The following is a 23,325-nucleotide window of genomic DNA, read 5'->3' as shown; positions in this document are numbered from 1 at the left end:
CTAGTTTATCGTGAATTGGCGGATTTCTTAACTATAACTTTCAAAAAAGAACCTGATTCAAGTATGCATAAATTTGTCAAAGGCGCTGCGGTAGCCTTTTTTTCACTGGCTATTGTAGCCTGTAGCAGCAAACCCGACGAAGAGGAATTACTTGCCGGGAAGCAGTCTCCGGAAGAACTCTACTCTCAGGCGCGTAACTCTATGGAATTGGGCAACTTCTCTAAGGCCGTGAAGACCCTTGAAGCGCTGGATTCCAAATATCCCTTCGGCCCCTACAAAACCCAGGTTCAGTTGGATCTTATCTACGCATACTACAAGCAGGCGGATACTGCTAATGCTATCGCCAATATTGACAGATTTCTGAAATTGAACCCAACTCACCCGGACGCGGATTATGTGACCTACATGCGCGGTCTGGTGAATATGCAAGCCGACAGTTATATGCTGCACGAGTTGCTGCATATAGACCGCACTGACCGCGATCCACAGAATGCCAAAGACGCTTTCAAGGATTTCGCCAAATTGCTGAAAGCCTATCCTGACAGCAAATATGCCGCCGATGCTCGGCAGCGCATGCAGTATCTGAAAAACCGTCTGGCCAGTTATGCCATCAAAGTTGCCGAGTATTATGTAAAAATGGATGCTTGGAGTGCTGCGGCAGTGCGCGCTCAGACAGTCTTAGAAAGTTACTCTGACACACCTTACGTGGAGCAGGCGTTAGCAATCATGGCTGAAGCCTATGGGAAATTAGGTCAGAATGAGTTAAAGCAGCACGTATTGATGGTGATGAAAGCCAATTACCCCGACAACGAAATGTTGAAACAGGATTGATTTTTTGACACGAAGCCCCTTGTGGGGCTTCGTTGTTTCGCACTTTCGAATCGTTTTTCCAGCAAGTGGCAGATTCTGTCGAAACTTTCCCCACTGAACCGCCAGCGAGTGACCATTTGGCTGCATGGGCATTACCAGCGAACCCTGTAATAGTGCGGTTTTCAAGCGATCGCTGAGTAATATCTGAGGTTACGGATAAAACTTGCTCAAATGCGCGATGTTTTGAAATATTTAATAGAAAATTGTTGACTCAAATCGGCAAAAGCCGTTTAATGCACGCCGTTGCCCGAATAGCTCAGTCGGTAGAGCAGCGGATTGAAAATCCGCGTGTCCCTGGTTCGATTCCGGGTTCGGGCACCACCTTGATTTTCAAGGTGTTCAGCTAACTAGAAATACGTAGCCGTACAGTGCAGGTGTGGTGGAATTGGTAGACACGCCAGCTTCAGGTGCTGGTGCCCTTACGGGCGTGGAAGTTCAAGTCTTCTCACCTGTACCAACTACGAAAATTGAGTTATGCTGAAATTCACTCTGTGATGTGCAGGTGTGGTGGAATTGGTAGACACGCCAGCTTCAGGTGCTGGTGCCCTTACGGGCGTGGAAGTTCAAGTCTTCTCACCTGTACCAATTCAGAGTGAACAATAAAATATGTCGTGCAGGTGTGGTGGAATTGGTAGACACGCCAGCTTCAGGTGCTGGTGCCCTTACGGGCGTGGAAGTTCAAGTCTTCTCACCTGTACCAATATTTAAAACCTCGTTTAACGAGGTTTTTTTGTGCCTGAATTTTGCCATCCGCTGGCAAAATTGGTTCATAGTTCCGTCAATCACACGCGAAATTGTCCGACCACCTGTTGTAGTTCATTTACCTTTTCCCGCACCTCTTCGGAAGCAGTGGCATTGGCTTCCGCTGCCTGAGCTGATAATTCAGCAATATCCCGAATAGCAATCACATTACGATTGACCTCTGCGGCGACAGTGCTCTGCTCCTCAATAGCGGCCGCTATCTGAGTATTCATATCCATGATGTCTGTCACATCGTCAGTGATCTTACCCAATAAGCTGCCAGCATTGGCTGCCTGTTGTGCGCTATCACTGCCCTGCCGCTGGCTGAGTTCCATCGCATTGACAATACTCTGAGTCCGATTTTGTAATGTGGTGATAATCCCAGCTATCTCTGCAGTAGATTCCTGAGTACGCATGGCTAAACTGCGCACTTCATCAGCTACCACCGCAAAACCACGGCCTTGATCACCAGCCCGAGCCGCCTCAATCGCGGCATTTAGCGCCAACAGGTTGGTTTGCTCCGCAATTCCACGGATCACTGACAGCACATTACCTATGGTATGACTGTCTACTTCTAACTGCTGCACTACCTCAGCTGACTGATTAAGCTGACTGGCCAAGGCTTGGATCTGGCGAATGCTTTCTTCTACTTCCTGACGACCTTTTTCAGCATTGAGGTGAGTAGATTCTGCCTTTGCGGCCGCCTCCTCGGTGTTTTTAGCAATACCGTCAATCGTCGTCCCCATTTCAGTGACAGCCGTTGCTACCTGATCGGTTTCTTGCAACTGACGACTCACACTTTCAGATGCTTGTATGGCATTTTCGGCCAGTTCATGACTGGCACCACTCATAGTATTGGTCGCCGCCATCACCTGTCGAATAACCTGCTGGAAACTCGCCACCATATTGTTAAACGAGTTGCCAATTAACGCTAATTCATCATTGCTGTGAGCGGTGCAGCGTAATGACAAATCTTTATGTTGTTCTATCTCAGTAATGGTTTTAGTAATGCTCTCCACTGGTCGCATAATACTGCGAATAATCAACCAGGTGGCCCAGGACACCGCCACAATAATAAAGGAGAAACAGATCACGCCCCACCAAAAGGTACTTTGCTTCTCGGCGTCAATACGTGCCTGCGTCTGTGCCAAAAGCTGTGAGGAAGCGTCTTCTGTCGCCGCAACCGCACTTCTCAGCTCCGCCATTTTGCCGGATTTTTCGTCCAACCCCATTTGCTGTTCAGCCTCCACTAATGCCAGAAATGAACTACGATACTCATCCATTAATTTGGCTATCTGGGATTGGACATCAGCGCTTAACGCTGAATCTGCCAGTGTCTGCTGAAATGCCGTGAAGTTGCCTTTAAAGGTATCGACATATTTCATTTCCCGCCGCAACATAAAATCCTTTTCATTGCGTCGCAACTGCAACATCATCACCAGCAACGGTGCGTTATTATGTTGCTTAACTAGGCTTTCCACATTATGGACAGCATCACGCAATTTACCGTACAAACCTGAGGTTGGTGTAAGCCCTATTTGTTGTTGTAACGTCACCACATCACTGAACAGTTTGGAGTAGCGGTTAACGGCACTATCTAAGGTCGCAACCGCAGTGGTGTCTATGTCATGTTGCTTGGAAATAACACGCAATTGTTCCGCCACTGGTAACAGGCTTTTTTCAGTTTGCTGATGCAGCTCAACATATTTCATGTCCAGTCGACTAAAAAAGTCCTTTTCGTGTTTACGTAGGGTAAGCACTTTATTTTCTAACTGCAGCACTAGCTGCTGCCCTTGAGAAAGCTGCTCCTGCACCACACCGGAATATTCCTTTATGATGAAGATGATAATCAGTGAGCCAACAGACAACGCTGCGCTTAACAACAATTTATTACGGATCAGCATAGCGAAAAGCTCTCCTAGGGCAGATTAACAACTGACTAACTGAAAAGTAGTTCACCTGCACCAACAGTGCTAGGTAATCAACACAATCTTATCGACTTGACGGGCTAACTTGCATACACATGATGATAATCCGCTTTTTACTACTTTTAATGTTTTGCCAAAAAAATTACGTCATCATTCAAACCTTTTGCTAACGCCACAATGTCATATAAGTAACTTTTAACAATAACGAGCAAGGAAGTGCCGTGGATGCCAGAAGCAATGGGGAACTGACAGCAGTTTTCACTGTGGATGAGACAGAAAGGCAGCTAATCCAGCGTGCGCGTCTAGGTGACAAGATGGCATTTGCTGAAATCTACCGCCTGCACCACCAACGGGTATACGCATTATGTCTGCGTTTAGCTGGCCAATCCTCGCTAGCGGAAGAGATAACACAAGATTGCTTTATCCGGCTATGGGAAAAACTTGATCAGTTCCGTGGTGACAGTAAGTTCAGCACCTGGTTGCATAGTCTTAGCGTTAACCAAGCGCTGACCAGTCTAAAAAAACATCGCAGTTTCTGGGCGCGATTTCTGCCACTATCCGACGGTAGTGCCGAAACATGCAGTGATGGCACAGAAATCCCAGACACCTCGTTACTGGATAAAAAGATTATGCAGTTACCAGAAAGAGCAAGGATTGTTTTTGTGCTGTTTGCCATCGAAGGCTACAGCCATGAAGAGATAGCCGCGCTGATGCACACCACGGCAGGCACCAGCAAAGCACAGTATCACAGAGCGAAAGCATTGCTTAAGGAGATGTTGTCATGAGCAAGCCGTCACTTGATGAGATGATTGAACAGTTGCCAAAAGAGCTATCACCGCAACACGATTTGTGGCCAGCAATCGCCCGCCGTCTAGACACGGCACCAGTCCGTCACCGCGGCTGGCACAGCTCGTGGAAGCAGTTTGCCGTTGCCTGCAGTCTACTGTTACTAGGTGGGTTTGGCTATCGCTTGTGGTTTTCTGAGCAACAAGCCGTCAGTGACCCGCAAATGCTGGCAATGATGGCACAACTGCGGCAACAGCATGAACAACAGGTGAATTTCATTGAAAAAAACAGTCATTTTAACCAGTGGCAACATGCCAGCCTGACAGCGCCATTAAGCCGTGGCGTTGATGAACTGCGCACCGCCTCAGATCAGATATATCAGGCACTACAAAAAGACCCCAAAGACCAACAGTTGTGGCAACTCTGGATCTGGGCACAGCAACGAGAAATCGAATTACTGACTCAAGGCCAGCAACTGCCGGAAAAAATGTACGCAGAGAAAAAAGGAACCCGCATATGAAACAGTCTTACGTCGCTTTAACGCTACTCACCTTAGCCATTTTCACCAGTCCTTGGGGGATGGCAGCGGAGCAAGTAGACAAGAGTGCCCAGTTAACTCCCGGCAGTAAACTGGACATCCGCATTCAGCGCGGGGATGTAAAAGTCCATGGCTGGGACAAAGCGGAAGTCGCCATCAAGGGTAGCTTGGATGATCTTAGTCAAGGACTCATATTCGCTCAGTATGGCGGTAGCTTTGTGATTGAAGACAAGATGCCAATCAGCTACTCCAGCCATGAAGAGAAAGGCTCAAATCTGCAGATCTATCTGCCCACGAAAGTGATTGTCAAAATAAAAGGCGTATCAACCAATTATGCATTGGACAGCATCAATGGTGAGGTGACCACCGGCAATATCAGCGGTGATATCAAAAGCAATGCGCTACAGGGAGAACTGACCGTAAAGACCGTTTCTGGCAATATCACTGTCCGCAATAACAGTGGCAATATCCGGCTGGAAACGGTTTCTGGGGATATCGATGATGAAGGCAGCAGCGGCACCATCAGCTATCGGCTGGTCAGTGGCGATTTGACTGCCGACAGTCAAGCCAACAAAATTGCTGCGGATCTGGTATCGGGCTCGGCGAAACTACAATTACAGCAAGTCGATAGTCTCAACCTGCGCAGTGTCAGTGGTGATTTGACTGTCAGGTTGAAATCGTTGGAAACCAAGGCGCAACTGGATAGTGTCAATGCCGATATCGATCTGATATTTGATGGCATGCCCGATGCGGAATTCAACATTAATGGCGGTCCTGGAGGCAAAATTCATAACGAGCTGACGGATGCCAAACCAGTTACCACCAAATATATGCGTAGCGAAGTGCTGAAGTTTCAGACTGGATCAGGCAAGGCTGATGTGAATATCACCACTATTAGTGGCGATATTAAGGTAAAACAGCAGTAATGATTAGCGTCTGACAGAGGCTATTTCTGCCTCTGTCAGCGCACGCCATTCACCCGGTGCCAAATCAGGATCTAGCTCAATCTCACCCACCGCTTCCCGATGTAACCCCAACACTTTATTACCGACTGCCGCGAACATGCGCTTCACCTGATGGTACTTACCTTCGCAGATGGTCAGTAACACTTCAGTTGCCGACAACCTTTGCAATACCGCAGGAAGTGTCAGCTCAAACTCACCATGCAATTGCACCCCGGCGGCAAACTGTGCCTCAGCCGTATCAATCAGCGGTTCAGCTAACTGTACCCGGTAACGTTTACCGCAGGTTTTCTTAGGAGATGTCACACAATGTGACCACTGTCCATCATCCGTCAGCAGCACCAACCCCGTGGTATCAGCGTCCAAACGCCCGGCGATGTGCAACAGATCCGCCCGCGGTATATCCAGCAAGCTAAGCACTGACGGATAATATTCATCGATAGTGGAACATAGCGTATCTTGCGGCTTATTCAGCATCAGATAACGAGTCCCCGGCAACGTCAACGGCTCCCCCGCCAACGTCACTTCCATCCCCGACGCCACCTTGAAACCCGCATCTTTCACCAACACGGCATCTACCGCCACATCGCCGCGATGCAACGCTTTCTTTGCCAGAGTTCGGGTCAATCCGGTGGCATCACAGATGAATTTATCAAGCCGCACTTTTACTGTCCTTATGACTACTGAAACGCGGCCATTATCGGTGATCGCCGATGAGCTACCAAGCGATATTGTGTTGTGACTAACGCCCGTATGTAAATTTTGCTTACACATCACCCGCGTATTACTCTGCGCAGTGGCTTGAGAGTATGTGTAAACAAGCTTTAACATAATCCGTCACGCTGCGACCATCAGCCTTGCTATGGTGTGCGGTAATAACTATGTCGGCATACCGACACCTATTGAGCACTCCAACGACTGAGAGTGAAAGGAATCCATATGAGAAAAATCCTCATTGGCGGCTTATGTGCCACCATGATTGCCGGTCTGGCCGCTTGTAATGACAAACAGACTGAGACCAAGACTGCAGAAGCAGCTAAACCACAGACAACTCAAACCGCCACTGCCGCTGCAGTCTCCAAAGCACTGGGTTCCGGTATCGATTTTGCCAACTTCGATAAGTCTGTACGTCCACAAGACGATTTCTACAGTTATGTCAACGGCACCTGGATCAAGAATACTGAAATCCCAGCTGACCGTACCAGCACTGGCGCATTCTATGATTTGCGCGAAAAATCCCGTGACGACATTAAAGCTATTATTGAAGAAGTTGCCGCTCAGAAAGATCTGAAAGCGGGCACAGACGAGCAAAAAGTCGCCGATCTGTATCGCGCCTTTATGGACACCACCACCCTCAACCAACTGGGTATCGACCCATTGAAACCCGAGCTAGCAAAAATTGATGCTATCGGTAACAAAGATCAGCTGATGGCCTATTTTGGCAGCAGCCAGATCATCGGTGGCGGTACGCCAATGGCATTTTATGTGGATGTTGATGCCAAAGATTCCACTCGTTATGCCACTCACATCTGGCAATATGGCTTGAGTCTGCCAGAAAAAGATTACTACTTTAACGATGCGGAACGTTTTGTAAAAATCCGTGAAGCGTTTGTGGAACACATGCGCAAGATGTTTAAGCTGGCTGGTTTTGAACAACCACGTAAGAGCGCAGAAGCGATTATGAAGCTGGAAACCGCGATCGCTAAGGACCACTGGGACGTGGTTGCTAGCCGCGACAGCACCAAAACCTATAATAAATATGCACTGAAAGACTTAGCAGAACTGGCCCCCGGCGTTGACTGGAATGCCTATCTGACTGCATTAGGTGCCGATAAGCAGGCTGACATCATCATCAACCAACCAAGCTATGTCACTGGTCTGGCCAAAATCATCAATGACACAGATCTGGCTACTTGGAAAACCTATCTGCGATGGCATCTGCTCACCAGCTTTGCCGGTGATCTGGGTGAAGCATTTGATAATGAGAACTTTGATTTCTATTCCCGCATTCTCAACGGTCAGGAAGAACAGCAACCGCGCTGGAAGCGTGGCGTTAGCAAGGTCAACAGCCTGTTGGGCGAAGTGGTTGGCAAGGTGTATGTGAAGCGTCACTTTACTCCAGAAGCCAAAGCACGCATGGAGCAACTGGTTGAAAATCTGCGCCAAGCTTATGCTGATAGCGTAGATGAACTGGACTGGATGACACCAGAAACCAAAGCAGCAGCCAAAGCCAAACTGGCAAAATTTAATCCAAAAATTGGCTATCCCAACAAATGGGAAGATTATAGCCAACTGACCATCAGCGCTACCGATCTAGTGGGTGACGAAATGCGCGCTGGCGAAGTTGAACATCAGAAAGATCTGAAAAAACTGAACAGCCCCATCGATCGCGACGAGTGGCATATGACGCCACAAACTGTGAACGCCTACTATAACCCGACCATGAATGAAATCGTGTTCCCGGCCGCAATTCTGCAACCTCCATTCTTTAACATGGAAGCTGACGATGCGGTTAACTACGGCGGTATCGGCGCAGTGATTGGTCATGAAATGGGTCATGGATTTGATGACCAAGGCGCCAAGTTTGATGGTGACGGCAACATGCGCGACTGGTGGACCCAGAAAGATTTGGATGCGTTCCATGCTAAGACCAAAGCACTGGTAGCCCAATACAACGGTTACTATGTATTCCCAGATCTGCACGTCAATGGCGAGCTGACCTTGGGTGAAAACATTGGTGACCTGTCAGGCGTAACCATTGCTTATAAAGCCTATAAAAAGTCACTGGAAGGCAAAGAAGCGCCTGTGATTGATGGTCTGAGTGGCGATCAACGTTTCTTTATCGGTTTTGCGCAAATCTGGCGTGCCAAAGTGAAAGAGGAAGCGCTGCGTAACCGCGTAGCCACTGATCCACACTCACCGGCCAAGTTCCGCGCTATTGGTTCACTGGAAAACATGCCGCAGTTCTATGCCACCTTTGATGTAAAACCGGGTGATGCCATGTATCTGGAACCCGCTAACCGCGTGAAAATCTGGTAAGTAGACCAGTTCAGTAACATAGGGCACCTGCGGGTGCCTTATTTTTTGACTCAGATGCCCTTGTGCCGAGACAGTAAGCCGCTATACTCTCGCAGCATTGCCGCCTCGGTTTTATGTCGCTTTGGAGATGTGCCATGCATGACATTATTGAACAACTTCAGCAATTGAATCAGCCAGTTCCCGTTCCTTTAGAGTTGCCTGAATTTGACGATATTGTCGATGTGGAAGAACAGCTACTGTTGCCGTTGCCCGCCGATCTTAAAGAATATCTGCTAGAAGTCAGCAATGTTATCGTTGGTAGCCTAGAACCGGTTACCGCAGTCGACCCGCATTCGCATACCTATCTGCCGGAAGTTGCCGCCTATGCCTGGTCCATCGGCTTACCTCGTTATCTGGTGCCCATCTGCCAGCTAGGCGACAGTTTTTACTGCATGGATGAAGAGGGACTGGTGTATTTCTGGGAAGACGGTCACCTAGATGAAGATGACTACTGGGAATCATTCTGGCACTGGGCCGAAGAAGTATGGCTGCCAAGTTAATCCCAAGTTACCACGCCTGTTAATCCTACTCACGGAACCTATTTATGTCTGCTTACCCGCTGAATCCTATTGAATTTCGCGCTTTACGTTGGTCGCTTGGCCTGGATGAAGCACTTGCCGCACAACTGCTGAAAGTTAGCGTTGAAACCCTCAAGCAATGGGAGGATGGCAGCCAACCCATCACGGAATTGGCACAAAAACAGTTACTGGATATTGATGACATCATTGAAATGCAGGTACTCAATACCTGTGATGGCATTGAAGCAATGTTCAAGAAGGAACCGAAGCGAAGACTGGCCTTTGTGGTATATCCATCGCAAGCAATATATACCCAATACAACCCAGAATTTCTCAGTTCATTACCACTGACTGAACTCTACACCACCGCCGCCTGGCGCATCAAAAAAGAGTGTAAGCTGGTGCTGGAGGTTGAGATCGCCCTAGTGCCGCTGGACGTTGATTCCTACAAAGCCTTCCGCGAACAAGCTGGACTTGGCGAGAGCCGCGAAAGCCGGGCAAAATGGGCTGCCAGCCAACTGTCATAACCACAGCGGCGCGGTTATCTGCGCCGTAATATTAACCGATCGTTTGTATAGTCATGTCATCATCAGCAACGAATGTCATGATTGCGCGGGATCACTTGCGATCTGCGGGGTGATTAACACCATCAACGATCGGAACATCTCCCATCTTGAGCGGATTAATGCCTTCAAGGCAAGCCACGTTGAAACCATATTGCGACGGATTTGAGCGGCGCTGATGGTGTGTATAAATACCGCAGTTAGCACAAAAATAATGCTTTGCCGTTTTGGTATTAAATTGATAGAGCTTTAGGTACTCATGACCTTTAAGGATATGGATACCAGCAAGTGGCACCGACGCAACAATGGCGCCTCGGCGGCGACAAAACGAACAATCACAACGTCTTACATCAACTAATCCATCGGGGAGTGACAGTTCCAACTCAACCGCGCCACAATGGCAAGTTGCTCTGTGTTTTGGTTTAATCTGCACGCCATCAACTTCTTTGATATTTGTCAGCATAAACTCTCCTTACAGCATATAGCGTTCGCGACACAGTAGATTTAGAAAATTTGTCCCAAACCCAACACTATCAGATGTCTATTTATCGATACTTCTAGACTTCTGGTCTCCTCAGCAATTTTTACCCATTGGTCATTTCAATGCACTGCAAACCACCTGTCAAATCCAAAAAATTCCCCGTGGCAAAAGATGATTTTTCAGAGGCTAACCAATAAATAGCCGCGGCAACTTCATCAGGTAAACCGCCTCGCTGCATTGGAATTTTACTCTTTAGCCTGTCAATACGATTAGGCTCGCCCCCGTCAGCATGCATATCTGTATAAATCAATCCAGGACGTACACAATTAACCCTTATACCTTCCGCAGCCACTTCCAGCGACAGACCTTTTGTTAATGTGTCGATTGCGCCTTTCGATGCCGCGTAATCAATGTATTCATTAGGTGAGCCTGTTCGAGCGGCTCCCGAAGAAACATTTACAATGACACCGCCCAAACCACCACGACGAGTGGACATTCGTTTTACCGCTTCACGGCAGCACAGGAAGTAACTCGTCACATTATTGACCAGAATTGAGTTGATTCTATCTGCACTCATTTCCTCTAGGCGCGTCTGTTGCTTTAATATCCCCGCATTGTTTACAAGTACAGAGATAGCGCCAAGCTCGCGGTCGACAATTTCAAACATACGAAGCACATCAATTTCTTTGGAAACATCCGCTTGAAGTAAAATACAATGACCACCTAACGCTTTGATTTCTTGAGCTAACGTATTCGCAGTCTCAGCATTAGATTTATAGTTAATGCATACGGCGTAACCATTTTGAGCAAAAATTTTTGCGGTAGCGGCCCCAATCCCTCGGCCACCACCAGTCACAATTGCCACTTTTTGATTGCTCATTTTCTATCCTCTTAAAGCTGAATTCGAAATGGTGCATAACGTGCTAAACAGCGGGAACCCAGAACGCAGTGAGTGGTTTTCCACTGTTCTCACTCACTGGTTATATTGCGTTATCAAATTCACCACATTTACCACGATTCATCTGAAAGTTCGATTCTTAGTCTTCCTCAAGTAACAATTAGAGCTACGTCATTATCCACAACAAAAAGCGGAATGGCAGTGCGGTCTACATATATTGAGCAAGCACTTAGCGTTGCTTGTGAGCCCCACTTTATCAGTCAATCCAACCCATGATGAGCCACCACAGATAATCAAGAGGCATCAATATAGTGATGGTAGCGATAGCAAGTGGGATTGTTATTCTCAAAAGTTTTGGTAAAGGTTCTCTCGATAATTGCATAGCGACAATCAATGGCCCAACTTGATACGGAAATATTACTGTTGAGAATCCAACGACTTGTGTCATAAGTACCGCGGGGACAGAAAAACCTATGGACTGAGCTAAATCGGCCGCCATTGGCGTTAATACCGTAGGTACGCCGGGAATGGTCGCAATAAGCCCAACAAGCGTGGAAATCATCGACAACGCCATAAAACTTAAAAACGGCGTGTTCGAGCTATCAGGTAAAATGTAATGGAATAGCTTTCCCATAGAGGTTCCTATTCCAGAGTCATTGACTAATGCTCCAAGCCCCAGCGCCGCAGCAACAAATACCACGGTACTGAAATCTATAGCGCTATTAAATGCCTTGGGATCAACAACACCCCATCTGGGCATCAGCAGCAAAATCGCCACCACAAGGCCTACCCACGCAGGATTGATCCCATGTATTGAATCTGTCATCCAAAACAATAACGTTATGCCTAACAAAAGTCCTACCTGCTTTTGACGCCGACTGTTTAACTCGTTTTCCTCATCTGGGTATTGGTCAAAAGGGGCACACTGGGTAACTTGAGCAGGGAACACCTTAATGACTATCCATATGAGCAGTATTGATTTCAAAATCCCTAACACAGGGAAATGCAACAGGAGATATTCTGTATAGCCGAAATGGATGTGAAATAAATTCTCACTCGCGCCAGCAAGGATCATATTGGGAATGTTGGCTGGCAAAATGGCAAAACTCGGCATATTGCACGCTATTGCCAATGAAGTGGCAATCCCTAATCGGCCATTACTGCCTTTAGCAAAACCTATTTTATCTGCCAAGGCCATGCCGATGGGGAGTAATACTACCGCGCGCCCAACTGAGGATGGCATGACAAAACCAAGCAGCACGGCAGTCACAACTAGCCCGGTGATTAATTGGGGGTAACTGGCTGTTATATGAGGTGCAATATATGATGCGATCCGTTCGCCTAAACCGGAGACAGAGATAGCCGAGCCAATGACGAACCCGGATATAATGAGCCACACCGCCGTTGAACCAAACCCAGAGAACAATAGATCTGGCCGAATTACGTTAAACACTGTTGCAAAGGCGAAAAATAGCAATCCGGTAAGAAATGGAGGTAGAAATCCTGAACTCCACAAGACCAACGTTACAATGACAATTGCGGCACTACGCAGAAATGTCACTGAATAGCCAGAAATCGGGTAAATACTAATAAATATTGCAAAAGCGATGGTTAACGCTACAAGGAAGGTTTTTAGGCTAAATTTATTCGCCATAGAGTGAGATCCAGTTAGGCAGTTGCAAAACATCTATGAGTTTTTAAGATATCCGATAGTTTATGACGGGTTAATAGCCAAATATGACAAATGATATTCTCAATACGTCAATGCAGTTCCCCAGCGACGTTGCATATATCCTAGATGCGTCGCAACCAGTCTTGTCCCATAAACGCAGTATGCAAGCAGAATCAGGTATTGTTCCTCACGCTCATCCAAGGGGACAGCTACTTTGGGCGGTGGAAGGTATTCTACGTATCACCAGCGAAAACGCCGTATGGGTGGTTCCATCGACTCATGCAGTTTGGATCCCTGGAAATGTGTACCATCAGGTGAGTGGAGAGACGGCAGCGCAAACGCGTAACATATATGTAGACCCTAGTTACACTGTTCGGGACGGGGAGAAATCAATCACCATGCTAGAAATGAGCCCATTGATGCGTGAACTGATTTTGAAACTCACGGAAAGCAATGCCTCTATGAGTAAAAGCCGTATTCAGCGATTAGGTTGGGTGGTATTAGATGAGTTGGACGTAATGAAATCGTTCCTGCTATATCTCCCAGCGGGCAACGATCCCCGCTTAAAAAAGCTTATAAGCAATATCGTCAATAACCCTTCACAATCATTGGCGTTATCAACATTAGCGCACGACGTTGGTGCCAGTGTACGAACTATTGAACGTCTTTTTAAAGCGGAGACTGGTATGAATTATCGCCAATGGCGCAGTCGTTTTCGATTGATGCACGCTCTTGATAATGTCATCCATGGCTCAAATACGACGATGATCGCCCATGAACTAGGATACAAGAGCGTTAGCAGTTTTATTGTTGCCTTTAAACGTCTTTTTGGCTGCACGCCCCAAGATTATCTCTTGCATAAAAACTAATCGTGCAATTACAGACATCTCCGGTTTTCCCTCGGCGCTGCGATATAACGTTTCACTGTCACTAAATTATCAAGGCAAACTGTTTTAAACATCTATGTCCTACAGCATTTGGGTTTTCTGCACGGCAGATACAAACCTCGAGGATTGAGTAAGGTGAAAGACAAATTTTCAAGTTTGTTAGCACGAGGCTGGGAGAGCCAAGCTGGAATGGCTTTCAAGGATAGAAAGCTGTGAATTCTGAGTGTAGCCATTTTCAGTATAAAGCCGAGGAGTTTTTAGCAACGAGAGTGGCCCACGAAAAAAGGGACCGTTACCGGCCCCTTTTACTTTCGACGTTGATGTAGTTTTGCATACTACTTATGCAGTGGCGGCCGCTGGCCTGGCGTCCTCCACAGCATGGCGTAAGCGAGCTTTCATCTCGCTGTAGACCTGTGCCGCATAATTCTCTGCCCAGGTCTGATCCTCGATAGCACTGACGTTAGCCGCACAGTACTTGGTTTCTGGCGTTTTTGAGGTGGGATCCAGGTTGTCCTGGGTCAACTCATTGCAGGCGCCAATCCACCATTGATAGGTCATATAAACAGCACCACGATTGATGCGGTCGCTGACATTAGCGCGGCTGATCACCTTACCGCGCCGCGATGCGACCCACACCAGTTGTTGATCTTTGATGCCGAGTGCCAGCGCATCTTCAGGATTGATGTTGACCAGCCCCGGTTCGTCTGCCAGTGTTTTCAGTGCTGCACAGTTACCGGTCATAGAACGGCAAGAATAGTGCCCCACTTCGCGCACGGTACACAGTACCAGCGGGAACTCTTCATCGGTCAGTTCCGCGGGTTTGCGCCAGTGTGTTGCAAACAACTGCCCTTTGCCGCTAGGTGTGGCAAATTTGTTGTCGGTATACAGCAGCGGCGTGCCGGGATGATCCAGTGTTGGACAAGGCCACTGTATATGGCCGAATTCCCCCATTTTTTCGTAAGTAACGCCGTAATACAGTGGGCACAACTCACGCAATTCATCCCAAATCTGCTGGTTATTGTCATAGTGCATTGGGTAGCCCATTTCAGTGGCAATCAATGAAATGATGTCCCAATCACGCTTGACGTTATATTTAGGCTCAATGGCTTTCTCGAACCGTTGGAACCCACGGTCGGCACAGGTAAATACCCCACCGTGCTCACCCCAGGAAGTGGCGGGCAGAATCACATCCGCGGCTTCAGCAGTTTTGGTCATGAAAATGTCCTGTACTACCAGAAAATCCAGCGCATCTATCCCTTTGCGCACCAGGCTCAAATCAGCCTCGGTCTGCAATGGATCTTCACCCATGATGTAATAGGCTTTGACCTTACCTTCTAGCGCCAGATGAGGTACGTCTGTAATGCGAACCCCTACTTCCTTATCCATAGACTCAGGATCGATACCCCATGCCTTGGCAAATTTGGCACGGACAGCCGCATCGGTGACTTTCTGATAGCCGGGGAATAAGTCCGGCAAGACGCCCATGTCGCAGCCACCCTGCACATTATTCTGACCACGTACAGGAGCCACACCCGCACCATGACGGCCTAGGTTACCGGTGAGCAGTGCCAGTGTGGACAGGCTCTTAACTGTCTCGGTGCCCTGACCGAACTGGGTAACCCCCATGCCCCAACAGATCACTGAAGAGGGAGAGGAAGCATAGGTGTGCATTGCCTGGCGAACTTCTTGGGCACTGACGCCGGTAATGGCTTCAACTTTCTCAGGAGCATAGTCTTTGACCACATTCCACAAGCTGTCGAAACCTTCGGTGTATTTTGCGACATAGTCCTTGTTGTAGAGGTTTTCCTCCAGCAGGGTATAGATGAAAGCGTTGACCATCACCACATTACAACCGTTGTTCAGTTGCAGATGTTGGTCAGCAATACGGGCGGCTTCAATGCGCCGAGGATCGCACACAATGATCTTGGCTCCATTCTGTTTGGCCTTCACAATACGGCGGGCAACAATCGGATGAGAATCGGCACTGTTGTAACCAAAGATCAGCAGACATTTAGCCTGTTCCAGATCTTCGATGGAAACGCTCATGGCACCATTGCCTAAGGTTTCACGTAGCCCGGCAACAGACGGGCCGTGACACACGCGAGCACAGCAGTCAACATTATTGCTGCCAAGCACCGCACGGGTGAACTTCTGCATCACATAATTGGTTTCATTACCAGTGCCGCGGGAAGACCCTGTGGTCATAATGGCGCGGGCGCCGTGTTTTGCCTTGATTTCGGCAAAACGTTTGGCAACGTATTTGATGACTTCATCCCAGGATACTGTCTCAAATGGGCCACCTTTTTCACGGCGGATCATCGGCTCGCGCAGGCGGGGAGTCAGCAGTTTAGTATCGTTGAGGAAATCCCAGCCATAGTAACCTTTAAGACATAGTTCGCTTTGGTTGGTGGCACCTGCGGCTGCTTCTGCACGGATAATACGGCCGTTATCCACCACCAGTTTCATTTTGCAACCCGCACCGCAGTACGGACAGACTGTTGTCACTTTTTCCATTGTTTCTCTACCTTTAGAAGTACTAAACACAGAACCCTGCACCGTTATCCAGTGCGGTACGTCTGCGTTTATCTGCACTCAGCATTGCCAAATCGTCACGATCGACACATCTGAGCGCCGCGGTCGGACAAACCTCGATACAGGCCGGGCCTTCTGGGCGGTCGTAGCAAAGGTCGCATTTGTTTGCCTGGGCTCTTTCCCTCAGGACATTGACGGCTGCGCCTGTGTTGCGCACTACCGGGTAGGTCACCACTTCCATCGCACCGTACGGACAAGCCACCACACAAGTTTTGCAACCGATACAACGTTCCTGCTGTACCTGTACAAAACCGTGGGCGCGGCGGATGGCATTATTTGGGCAGACATTGGCGCAAGGGGCATCTTCGCATTGCCGACATTGCGTCGCAGTGCTGATAGTCGCCCCTTTTACAACATGGATCCTCGGGGTAAAATTTATCGCACTGAGTGCGGTAACATCCCCGTCTGCACGGTGCGCAACGGCACAGGCCACCTCACACGTACGGCAGCCAATACATTTGTTAGCATCGGCAAGAATAAAGCTGTTCATAGTACTCTCCAGTTGTATACAAGCGTTAAGTCCCTGTTCTCGCAAAGCGTCTTGTCATACATTGGTTTAGTACACATAAACCATGCCAAATATTTTTATAGTTAAAATACAAATAGTTATAAATTTTGTGGCAGACTATTCTAGTTAAAAACCACAATTTCGTCATGTCATTTCGACAAAACTGTCGAAAGTGTCGGACACAAAACAGCCGTAGCTGACGGCGTCAGCTACCAGAGTTTGCAACAGATAAGCTAAGGGAGAGAGACAGCCCCGGCTGGAGCTGTCTGCTAAGAAGTTAAAGCACCTGGCTGTGAGCGGCGTGTTTCTCGCGCCAAATACCAGCATAGATCAACAGCAAGCCAGCTACAGCATAACTGGCGGTAAATGTTACCACCGCCGACCAACCACCATGTTGCCAAAACCAACCACCGACAGAGCCTGAAATACTCGACCCCAGATAGTAGAACAGTAAATAAAGTGACGATGCATGGCCTTTAGCGCTTTTGGCCGCGGCCCCCACCGCACTGCTGGCCACAGAATGGCCAACAAAGAAACCGGTGGTGACCAACGCCACACCGCAGATAATTCCGATAATCGGTGTCATCAAGGTTAGCAGTGCGCCTGCCAGCATCAGCATAAATGCGGCAATCAACAACGGTGTTCTACCGTAACGATCGGCCAAACTGCCCGCCATTGAAGACGAAACAATCCCAAAAGCAAATGCCAGAAAGATAAAGCTCACTTGCGTCTGGTTAAAGCCGTAAGGCTCTGCCGTCAAGCGGAAGGTTGAATAATTGAACAAGGTGACAAATATGCTGATCAGCATAAAGCCTATGACATACAGCTTGATCAACTTGAGATCCTGCAAGTGCATTTTCCACGATTGCAGATGATAATTCAGGTTCAATCCGGGTTTCCTGACAAAGTGTCGCGATGCGGGCAACAACAGCAAAAAGCCTATGGCAGATAACAAACAGAGGGCGCCAAGTACCCCCATGGCTACACGCCAAGAGGCAATTTCGGTCAGCAACCCCATGCTGACTCGGCCCATCATGGCACCAAATGCCACCCCGCCAACGTACAGCCCCATGGCTTTACCCAAATCTTTTGGGTCTATCTCTTCGGCCAACCAGGCCATTGCCACGGCGGGAACACCACCCAATACTAGCCCTTCTAGCGAGCGGGCTAGCAACACGCCATGCCATTCAGGCAATACGGCCACCACACAGTTCAATAGTGCCGCTAACGCCATAGAACAAAACATCAATCCGCGCCGCCCCATTGCCTGAGAAAACGCACCGGCTAACACGATGGCAAATGACAGAAATCCCGTTGTCACTGACAATGCCAGCGAACTCTGCGTGGGGCTGATACCAAAACTGTTGGCAAAATCCGGCAACAATGGTTGCACACAATAAATCAGCGAAAAGCTAGCAAACCCCGCCAGAAACAAAGCAATACCGGCACGAGTGTATGCTTTAGAACCTTGCTTTATATAGGAGGGGATTTCTTCACTGACAACAGTTTCGGGGCAAGCACTGCGCTTATGAGGCACAGTTAGGGTACGACTATTCATGATATTGATAACGACTTTAACGTTACGGCTGTGAAAGTGATGCCATTTTATTCACCAGAGTTTGATAGTTCTAATATATAATAAATCACATGTTGATATGTTTTAGATATAACAATGGAATTACGCCACATCCGCTACTTTCTGGCGATTGCCGAAGAGAAAAACTTCACCCGCGCGGCGTCCAAGCTGCATATTGCCCAGCCACCACTGAGTCAGCAGATTAAAGATCTGGAATATGAACTGGGCACCCCGTTATTTCATCGCACGCCCCATGGTGCCGAGCTAACCGACGCAGGTGCTGCATTTTTAGAAGCGGTAAAAGTGTTGCCGCTACAGATACGTCAGGCAAAAGAAGCCGCCCAGAAAGCCGCTAAAGGCGAAACCGGAAAGCTACGTTTGGGGGTTACCGGCACCGCCGCACTACACCCGGCAATCCCGGCGGTTATCCGACAATTTCGTCGGCGTTATCCCGAGGTAGAGCTAACCATTGAAGAAGCCAATTCGCTGGCGTTAGCGCAAGGGATGTTAACCGACCGGCTGGATGCGGCGATTCTGCGACCGTCAGACCCCGATCCCAAGACACTGACGATAGAGCATTTTCTGACCGAGCAGTTGGTCATTGCCCTGCCCTCGGCGCACCCATTAGCCCGCGACACCAGTGCCATCAATATGCTGGCATTGCAACAAGAGCCGTTTATTATGACGCCGCGCTCATTGGCGGTCAGTTTGCATGATGCAGTAGTTGCAGTGTGCCAGGCCGCCGGATTTGAACCTATCGAAGGCCAGGCAGCACCACAAATTGCGTCAATATTGTCGATGGTTTCTGCCGAACTGGGGATCTCGCTAGTGCCAGAGTCGATGCGCCAGTTAAGTGTCAAAGGGGTGGTGTTTCGCAGCATTGGCGATACCGCTTCCAAAGTAGAACTGGCAGTTGCCTACCCGAGTCTGCATCCATCGCAGCCAGCCCTAAATTTTGCAGCGGTGGTCAGACAGCAGAAATCCGCCAGAGAAGCCTTGCTGGCGGAATAAATCCAGCGCGACAACACATCTGACTTTTTCTATGCGGGGATTTTCGCCTAAGCTGGATCTTCAGAACAGGAATTTTCTACCCGCTTGAAGGAGTCATGCCATGTCTAGTCACACAAAAACCGCGCAACCTGCATCGTCCTCACAAGAAATCCCGCAAGCGGCCTTTGATTGGTACGATGAATATGCGCATGGCATGATCGACAGACGTGAATTTATGCAACGTCTGGCCGGATTGACGGTATTGGGATTCAACCTGACAACACTGACGGCAGCACTTTTGCCTGATTATGCCTTAGCAGAGCAAGTCAGTTTTAATGACCCGGCCATCAAGGCGAGTTATCAGACATTTGATTCAGCCAAAGGCCACGGTAAAGGCCGCGGATATTTAGTCATGCCACGCGAAGCAACATCCCATTTGCCCGTAGTATTGGTTGTTCACGAGAATCGCGGTTTAAACCCCTATATTGAAGATGTGGTCAGACGCCTAGCTAAGAGTGGTTTTATCGCGTTTGCCCCCGATGCCTTATACCCACTGGGCGGCTATCCCGGGAATGATGATGAAGGCAGAACGATGCAGGCAAATATGGATCAGCACAAGATTGAACAGGATTTTATAGCTGCCGCCCATTATCTCAAATCGCATCCAGCCAGTAACGGTAAGCTCGGCGCAGTGGGTTTCTGTTTCGGAGGCTACATTGTCAATATGCTGGCGGCCACCATTGCCGATGACCTCGCCGCAGCCGTGCCTTTTTATGGCACACCAGCGCCGGAAGAACTGCAATTACAAGTAAAAGGCCCGTTAATGTTACACTTTGCTGAATTGGACAGCCGAGTCAATGCCAGTTGGCCTGGTTATGAAAAAGTCCTCGCGGCCAACAAAGTGACATATCAGGCCTACCTGTATCCCAACGTGAACCACGGTTTCCATAATGACTCTACTGCTCGTTACAATGAGGCCATGGCTGAACTCGCTTGGAGTCGCACTTTGCAGTTTTTTAATCTCAGGCTTAGAAGCACTGACTAGCTCTTGATAATCACCTAATAAAAAACAGCCAAAAGGCTGTTTTTTATTAGGTGCCAAGGACTATTCACCATTGCCGTTTACCGCCGAAACGCTATTCCTGAATCGCACCATAAGTGACGTTCAACAAGCATTTAATCGCTGGAACAGGGGACGCTGCTAACAACTAATGCTCTAGAGTCACGTTATCTTGGAAAACTTAGCTTCTAAAATGGGCTCCCAGAGGAGCCCGAGTCAGAACATAGTCCCTGGCAAATCGGTTATTGCATCTTGTGGAACTTGTCGATACCGAAGGACTTACCTTCAGCGTGACAAGTAGCGCATGATTCAACTGGCAAGTCGGCAGTTGTTGCAACATCATCTAAGACATAGGCACCATTAGACTTGAAGTGTGCTACCGCAGCTTCAGAGATGTGGCACGCATGGCAAGTCTCAGCAACCGGAGTGATATAACCGCCAGTCACCTGGATAGCACGTCTGCCAGAAGTCAGGCCACCATCAGTAGCAAACAACGCGGCACCATCTTTATGGCACACGGTACAATCTGTAGCCGGTGCAGGATAAGGCACTACATCATTACTGTGATAGTAGTGAACAGAAGTTGCCAGATCTTTATTATCAAAGCCGTTGTGGGCACCAGGATAATTGTTGTTATGGCAATCCATACACTGGTCAAAATTGTGAACGCCATGGTGGCCACGCTTGATGTAGTTCATGTCAGAGTGACATGCATTACACTTGGCTTCGGTAACTGTAATACGGTCTGGGTCAACATAACGGGATTTAACAACTGTACCACCGTCAAGGTTGAAGAAACCAACAGTGATGTTTGCACCAATCCAGTCGTCATCACCAAATGACAGATCAGTTTCGGAGCAGCTAACTGCTTTACCCGCTGTGCTCACGCAATACTGCATATCGCCTGACGCATACATAGTGCCGGTTGCCTGAGCATCGGTCACTTCAGTAGACAGTGACAGCACGCCTGCAGAAGCCAGTGTACCGTTGGTCAGTGCTAAACTTACCCCCCAACGATGAACTTCGCCATTGGCATCAATACTACCCAGCAACACTGCAGATTTCTTGATAGCAGCTAGATCAGCAACATCAGCCAAAGGCGCACCATTCAGTGATACCTCAGCGGTTACAGTGACCACTTGATAACCAGGAGTCACAGAAGCAACTTTGCTCGCACCAGTATATTTCACTGTCAGCAGATTAGCGTATTCAGCTTGCTTACCAACTCTGTGAGCCTGTACAGGAGCCAAAGCGCCAGTTGAGTGGCAGGCCGCACACTGTGAGTCATCGGCTTGAGCCAGATTGAATTCAGAGTGTCCAGCACCAGTGGTGAAATTGATGTTGGAGTGACAGCCACCGCAAGCAACACGAGTGGGTTCATCTTTCCAACTGGTCTTACCTTCATCATTGCTGTGACACACAGTACATTCATAGATAGGTGCTGGGTATTTGATTTCAGCCCATTCATCAGTCTGTACCGCCCAACCAGCCAGATGCTCACCAGCATGGATGCGGTGGATCATTGCAGGCAAATCATACACCCAACCTTCAGCAGCTTGCTCTGCAGTAGGCTGAGTTGCAGGGTTGTGACATGCAATACAATTCTTCACGCTCTGATAGTTGTGGTGCGCTTCGATATTGGCCAGATTACCTGTAGTGCCACTTTCACCATGACACTGCTTACAAGCGGCATCAGCAACGGTGTCTTTACCGGTATTGTCTACCAGTGCACCAGTAGCAGGAATGTAATCAAGCGGTGTTGACAGCACTTTATCGTCAATGGCAACACCATCGGCATCAGTCAAGTTATAAACACGCAGGAATACACGATGAGGCGCATTCAAATCATCATTTGGGTTCATGATAGGTGCAGCACCATCATGTGCCCAAGTACCGGTATAAGTACCCGGATTAGCAGGATCTTCTACCAGTGTACAGGCATCGCCGGTGGTACCACGAGAAGTGTAAGTACCATCCAGGGTACAGTACATTGAAGAACTGTTACCAGCGGCAACGCCGTTGTTTACCCAGTACTCAGATGGACCATCGCTGGTAGCGTTGGTCATAGCAGTCACTGAATAAATGGAGACCATGTTCAGTCCAGTCAGAGGTTTTTCCTGACCAGCTTGGTTCTTAGCAGTTGCAGTAAATTTTAAAGCAAAGGCATTACTACCTGCCAGAGTATTGTCGGCAGGAACGATCTCAAAGCTAACATCGCCAGCCTTGTATATAGTGGAGACAACTGAACCAGCATCTTGTCCATTTTGTCCATCTTGGCCATCTTGACCTGGTGTACCTGGTGCGCCATCAACACCGTCTTTCCCGTCGTCGCCATCAAATGTACAGGCAGAAAGCCCGAACAGGCCCAACAGGAATAGTGCTAGCAATGACTTGTTATGATTTTTCATCACTTCATCCCTTGTTTAATTTATTTATCACACACTCAGGACCATGTTGCATAGAAACGACTGACATCTGCTTTCAAATTCATTTCCGGTTCATCATCGGTATAGTCTTTGAATCTCGATGTACGCTTTCCTATATAAGATATCGACCTACATATTTAGCTAAGCATCATCTTTAACGAACACTGTCCTGTCGCATAGACACTATACCTAGTTGTAAGTATATATTTAATTTCCAGATAACTAATTGTGAAGTGAGGAGTAAATTACAG

Annotated in this window: 19 protein-coding genes and 4 tRNA genes; 14 read left to right on the top strand and 9 right to left on the bottom strand. The window is 48.3% G+C overall.

Annotated features, from left to right (window positions below; genetic code table 11):
• Positions 1-63 precede the first annotated feature (63 nt).
• The 5 genes from J3L11_RS16700 to J3L11_RS16680 all read left to right on the top strand — a co-directional run bounded on the left by J3L11_RS16700 (position 64) and on the right by J3L11_RS16680 (position 1,570).
• Positions 64-831, top strand: a complete 768-nt coding sequence (locus J3L11_RS16700; RefSeq protein WP_133039447.1) for an outer membrane protein assembly factor BamD — start codon at positions 64-66, stop codon at positions 829-831.
• A gap of 284 nt (positions 832-1,115) precedes the next feature.
• Positions 1,116-1,191 (top strand) — tRNA-Phe (locus tag J3L11_RS16695).
• A gap of 49 nt (positions 1,192-1,240) precedes the next feature.
• Positions 1,241-1,327 (top strand) — tRNA-Leu (locus tag J3L11_RS16690).
• Between the two features lie 41 nt (positions 1,328-1,368).
• Positions 1,369-1,455 (top strand) — tRNA-Leu (locus J3L11_RS16685).
• 28 nt (positions 1,456-1,483) lie between these two features.
• Positions 1,484-1,570, top strand: a tRNA-Leu gene (locus tag J3L11_RS16680).
• A gap of 82 nt (positions 1,571-1,652) precedes the next feature.
• Here the strand turns inward: J3L11_RS16680 and J3L11_RS16675 are convergent.
• On the bottom strand, positions 1,653-3,515 hold the full coding sequence (locus J3L11_RS16675; RefSeq protein ID WP_207571706.1) for a methyl-accepting chemotaxis protein: 1,863 nt from the start codon (positions 3,513-3,515) through the stop codon (positions 1,653-1,655).
• A 338-nt stretch (positions 3,516-3,853) separates the two neighbouring features.
• On the opposite strand from J3L11_RS16675, the gene J3L11_RS16670 reads away from it, so the two are divergent.
• Genes J3L11_RS16670 through J3L11_RS16660 form a run of 3 tightly spaced genes read left to right on the top strand, consistent with a single transcriptional unit; the run spans position 3,854 to position 5,789 of the window.
• Positions 3,854-4,324, top strand: a complete 471-nt coding sequence (locus J3L11_RS16670; protein ID WP_189617219.1) for an RNA polymerase sigma factor — start codon at positions 3,854-3,856, stop codon at positions 4,322-4,324.
• On the top strand, positions 4,321-4,845 hold the full coding sequence (locus J3L11_RS16665) for a hypothetical protein (protein WP_207571705.1): 525 nt from the start codon (positions 4,321-4,323) through the stop codon (positions 4,843-4,845). The genes J3L11_RS16670 and J3L11_RS16665 overlap by 4 nt, the downstream gene beginning before the upstream one ends.
• Entirely contained in the window at positions 4,842-5,789 is a 948-nt protein-coding gene (locus J3L11_RS16660) for a DUF4097 family beta strand repeat-containing protein (RefSeq protein ID WP_207571704.1), read from the top strand. Before J3L11_RS16665 ends, J3L11_RS16660 begins: the two co-directional genes overlap by 4 nt.
• 3 nt (positions 5,790-5,792) lie before the next feature.
• On the opposite strand, the gene rsuA is transcribed toward J3L11_RS16660, so the two are convergent.
• Positions 5,793-6,488, bottom strand: coding sequence for a 16S rRNA pseudouridine(516) synthase RsuA (gene rsuA / locus J3L11_RS16655; protein ID WP_347566520.1), 696 nt, complete (start codon positions 6,486-6,488; stop codon positions 5,793-5,795).
• A 276-nt stretch (positions 6,489-6,764) separates the two neighbouring features.
• Between rsuA and J3L11_RS16650 the strand changes: the two genes are divergently transcribed.
• From J3L11_RS16650 to J3L11_RS16640, 3 genes are all read left to right on the top strand, one after another.
• On the top strand, positions 6,765-8,864 hold the full coding sequence (locus J3L11_RS16650; RefSeq protein ID WP_207571702.1) for a M13-type metalloendopeptidase: 2,100 nt from the start codon (positions 6,765-6,767) through the stop codon (positions 8,862-8,864).
• Positions 8,865-8,998: 134 nt separating this feature from the next.
• Positions 8,999-9,403, top strand: coding sequence for an SMI1/KNR4 family protein (locus J3L11_RS16645; RefSeq protein ID WP_189617071.1), 405 nt, complete (start codon positions 8,999-9,001; stop codon positions 9,401-9,403).
• 44 nt (positions 9,404-9,447) lie between these two features.
• A complete protein-coding gene (locus tag J3L11_RS16640) occupies positions 9,448-9,948 on the top strand; it encodes a DUF4447 family protein (protein ID WP_207571701.1) in 501 nt (166 codons plus the stop codon).
• A 91-nt stretch (positions 9,949-10,039) separates the two neighbouring features.
• Here J3L11_RS16640 and J3L11_RS16635 read toward each other — a convergent pair whose 3' ends face one another.
• From J3L11_RS16635 to J3L11_RS16625, 3 genes are all read right to left on the bottom strand, one after another.
• Positions 10,040-10,447: a GFA family protein gene (locus J3L11_RS16635; RefSeq protein ID WP_207571700.1), complete on the bottom strand. Its 408-nt coding sequence runs from the start codon at positions 10,445-10,447 to the stop codon at positions 10,040-10,042.
• Positions 10,448-10,568: 121 nt separating this feature from the next.
• A complete protein-coding gene (locus J3L11_RS16630; protein ID WP_207571699.1) occupies positions 10,569-11,345 on the bottom strand; it encodes an SDR family oxidoreductase in 777 nt (258 codons plus the stop codon).
• 274 nt (positions 11,346-11,619) lie between these two features.
• Positions 11,620-13,017 (bottom strand): SLC13 family permease, encoded by a 1,398-nt coding sequence (locus tag J3L11_RS16625; RefSeq protein WP_207571698.1) that lies wholly within the window; start codon positions 13,015-13,017, stop codon positions 11,620-11,622.
• A gap of 83 nt (positions 13,018-13,100) precedes the next feature.
• On the opposite strand from J3L11_RS16625, the gene J3L11_RS16620 reads away from it, so the two are divergent.
• On the top strand, positions 13,101-13,904 hold the full coding sequence (locus J3L11_RS16620) for a helix-turn-helix transcriptional regulator (protein WP_207571697.1): 804 nt from the start codon (positions 13,101-13,103) through the stop codon (positions 13,902-13,904).
• A 357-nt stretch (positions 13,905-14,261) separates the two neighbouring features.
• Here J3L11_RS16620 and fdhF read toward each other — a convergent pair whose 3' ends face one another.
• From fdhF to J3L11_RS16605, 3 genes are all read right to left on the bottom strand, one after another.
• Entirely contained in the window at positions 14,262-16,436 is a 2,175-nt protein-coding gene (gene fdhF, locus J3L11_RS16615) for a formate dehydrogenase subunit alpha (protein ID WP_207571696.1), read from the bottom strand.
• Positions 16,437-16,458: 22 nt separating this feature from the next.
• On the bottom strand, positions 16,459-17,004 hold the full coding sequence (gene hydN / locus J3L11_RS16610) for an electron transport protein HydN (RefSeq protein ID WP_133039437.1): 546 nt from the start codon (positions 17,002-17,004) through the stop codon (positions 16,459-16,461).
• A 295-nt stretch (positions 17,005-17,299) separates the two neighbouring features.
• Positions 17,300-18,580, bottom strand: a complete 1,281-nt coding sequence (locus J3L11_RS16605; protein ID WP_207571695.1) for an MFS transporter — start codon at positions 18,578-18,580, stop codon at positions 17,300-17,302.
• Positions 18,581-18,694: 114 nt separating this feature from the next.
• Between J3L11_RS16605 and J3L11_RS16600 the strand changes: the two genes are divergently transcribed.
• Entirely contained in the window at positions 18,695-19,609 is a 915-nt protein-coding gene (locus J3L11_RS16600; RefSeq protein WP_207571694.1) for a LysR family transcriptional regulator, read from the top strand.
• A gap of 100 nt (positions 19,610-19,709) precedes the next feature.
• A complete protein-coding gene (locus tag J3L11_RS16595) occupies positions 19,710-20,633 on the top strand; it encodes a dienelactone hydrolase family protein (RefSeq protein WP_207571693.1) in 924 nt (307 codons plus the stop codon).
• A 257-nt stretch (positions 20,634-20,890) separates the two neighbouring features.
• Here J3L11_RS16595 and J3L11_RS16590 read toward each other — a convergent pair whose 3' ends face one another.
• On the bottom strand, positions 20,891-23,059 hold the full coding sequence (locus J3L11_RS16590) for an OmcA/MtrC family decaheme c-type cytochrome (protein ID WP_207571692.1): 2,169 nt from the start codon (positions 23,057-23,059) through the stop codon (positions 20,891-20,893).
• Between the last annotated feature and the right edge of the window lie 266 nt (positions 23,060-23,325).

It is taken from the genome of Shewanella sp. 4t3-1-2LB (assembly GCF_017368415.1).
GTDB classification, from domain to species: Bacteria; Pseudomonadota; Gammaproteobacteria; order Enterobacterales; family Shewanellaceae; genus Shewanella; species Shewanella fodinae.
Note: the sequence above shows the minus strand (reverse complement) of the source record. Positions and strands in the feature narration are given on the sequence as shown.

Coding starts and splice junctions, on each gene's coding strand:
- J3L11_RS16595 (WP_207571693.1), top strand. CDS start 19,710: ATGTCTAGTCACACAAAAACCGCGCAACCTGCATCGTCCTCACAAGAA.
- J3L11_RS16620 (WP_207571697.1), top strand. CDS start 13,101: ATGACAAATGATATTCTCAATACGTCAATGCAGTTCCCCAGCGACGTT.
- J3L11_RS16635 (WP_207571700.1), bottom strand. CDS start 10,447: ATGCTGACAAATATCAAAGAAGTTGATGGCGTGCAGATTAAACCAAAA.
- J3L11_RS16700 (WP_133039447.1), top strand. CDS start 64: ATGCATAAATTTGTCAAAGGCGCTGCGGTAGCCTTTTTTTCACTGGCT.
- J3L11_RS16675 (WP_207571706.1), bottom strand. CDS start 3,515: ATGCTGATCCGTAATAAATTGTTGTTAAGCGCAGCGTTGTCTGTTGGC.
- J3L11_RS16630 (WP_207571699.1), bottom strand. CDS start 11,345: ATGAGCAATCAAAAAGTGGCAATTGTGACTGGTGGTGGCCGAGGGATT.
- J3L11_RS16665 (WP_207571705.1), top strand. CDS start 4,321: ATGAGCAAGCCGTCACTTGATGAGATGATTGAACAGTTGCCAAAAGAG.
- J3L11_RS16605 (WP_207571695.1), bottom strand. CDS start 18,580: ATGAATAGTCGTACCCTAACTGTGCCTCATAAGCGCAGTGCTTGCCCC.
- J3L11_RS16600 (WP_207571694.1), top strand. CDS start 18,695: ATGGAATTACGCCACATCCGCTACTTTCTGGCGATTGCCGAAGAGAAA.
- J3L11_RS16645 (WP_189617071.1), top strand. CDS start 8,999: ATGCATGACATTATTGAACAACTTCAGCAATTGAATCAGCCAGTTCCC.
- J3L11_RS16670 (WP_189617219.1), top strand. CDS start 3,854: ATGGCATTTGCTGAAATCTACCGCCTGCACCACCAACGGGTATACGCA.
- J3L11_RS16640 (WP_207571701.1), top strand. CDS start 9,448: ATGTCTGCTTACCCGCTGAATCCTATTGAATTTCGCGCTTTACGTTGG.
- J3L11_RS16650 (WP_207571702.1), top strand. CDS start 6,765: ATGAGAAAAATCCTCATTGGCGGCTTATGTGCCACCATGATTGCCGGT.
- hydN (WP_133039437.1), bottom strand. CDS start 17,004: ATGAACAGCTTTATTCTTGCCGATGCTAACAAATGTATTGGCTGCCGT.
- J3L11_RS16660 (WP_207571704.1), top strand. CDS start 4,842: ATGAAACAGTCTTACGTCGCTTTAACGCTACTCACCTTAGCCATTTTC.
- J3L11_RS16625 (WP_207571698.1), bottom strand. CDS start 13,017: ATGGCGAATAAATTTAGCCTAAAAACCTTCCTTGTAGCGTTAACCATC.
- fdhF (WP_207571696.1), bottom strand. CDS start 16,436: ATGGAAAAAGTGACAACAGTCTGTCCGTACTGCGGTGCGGGTTGCAAA.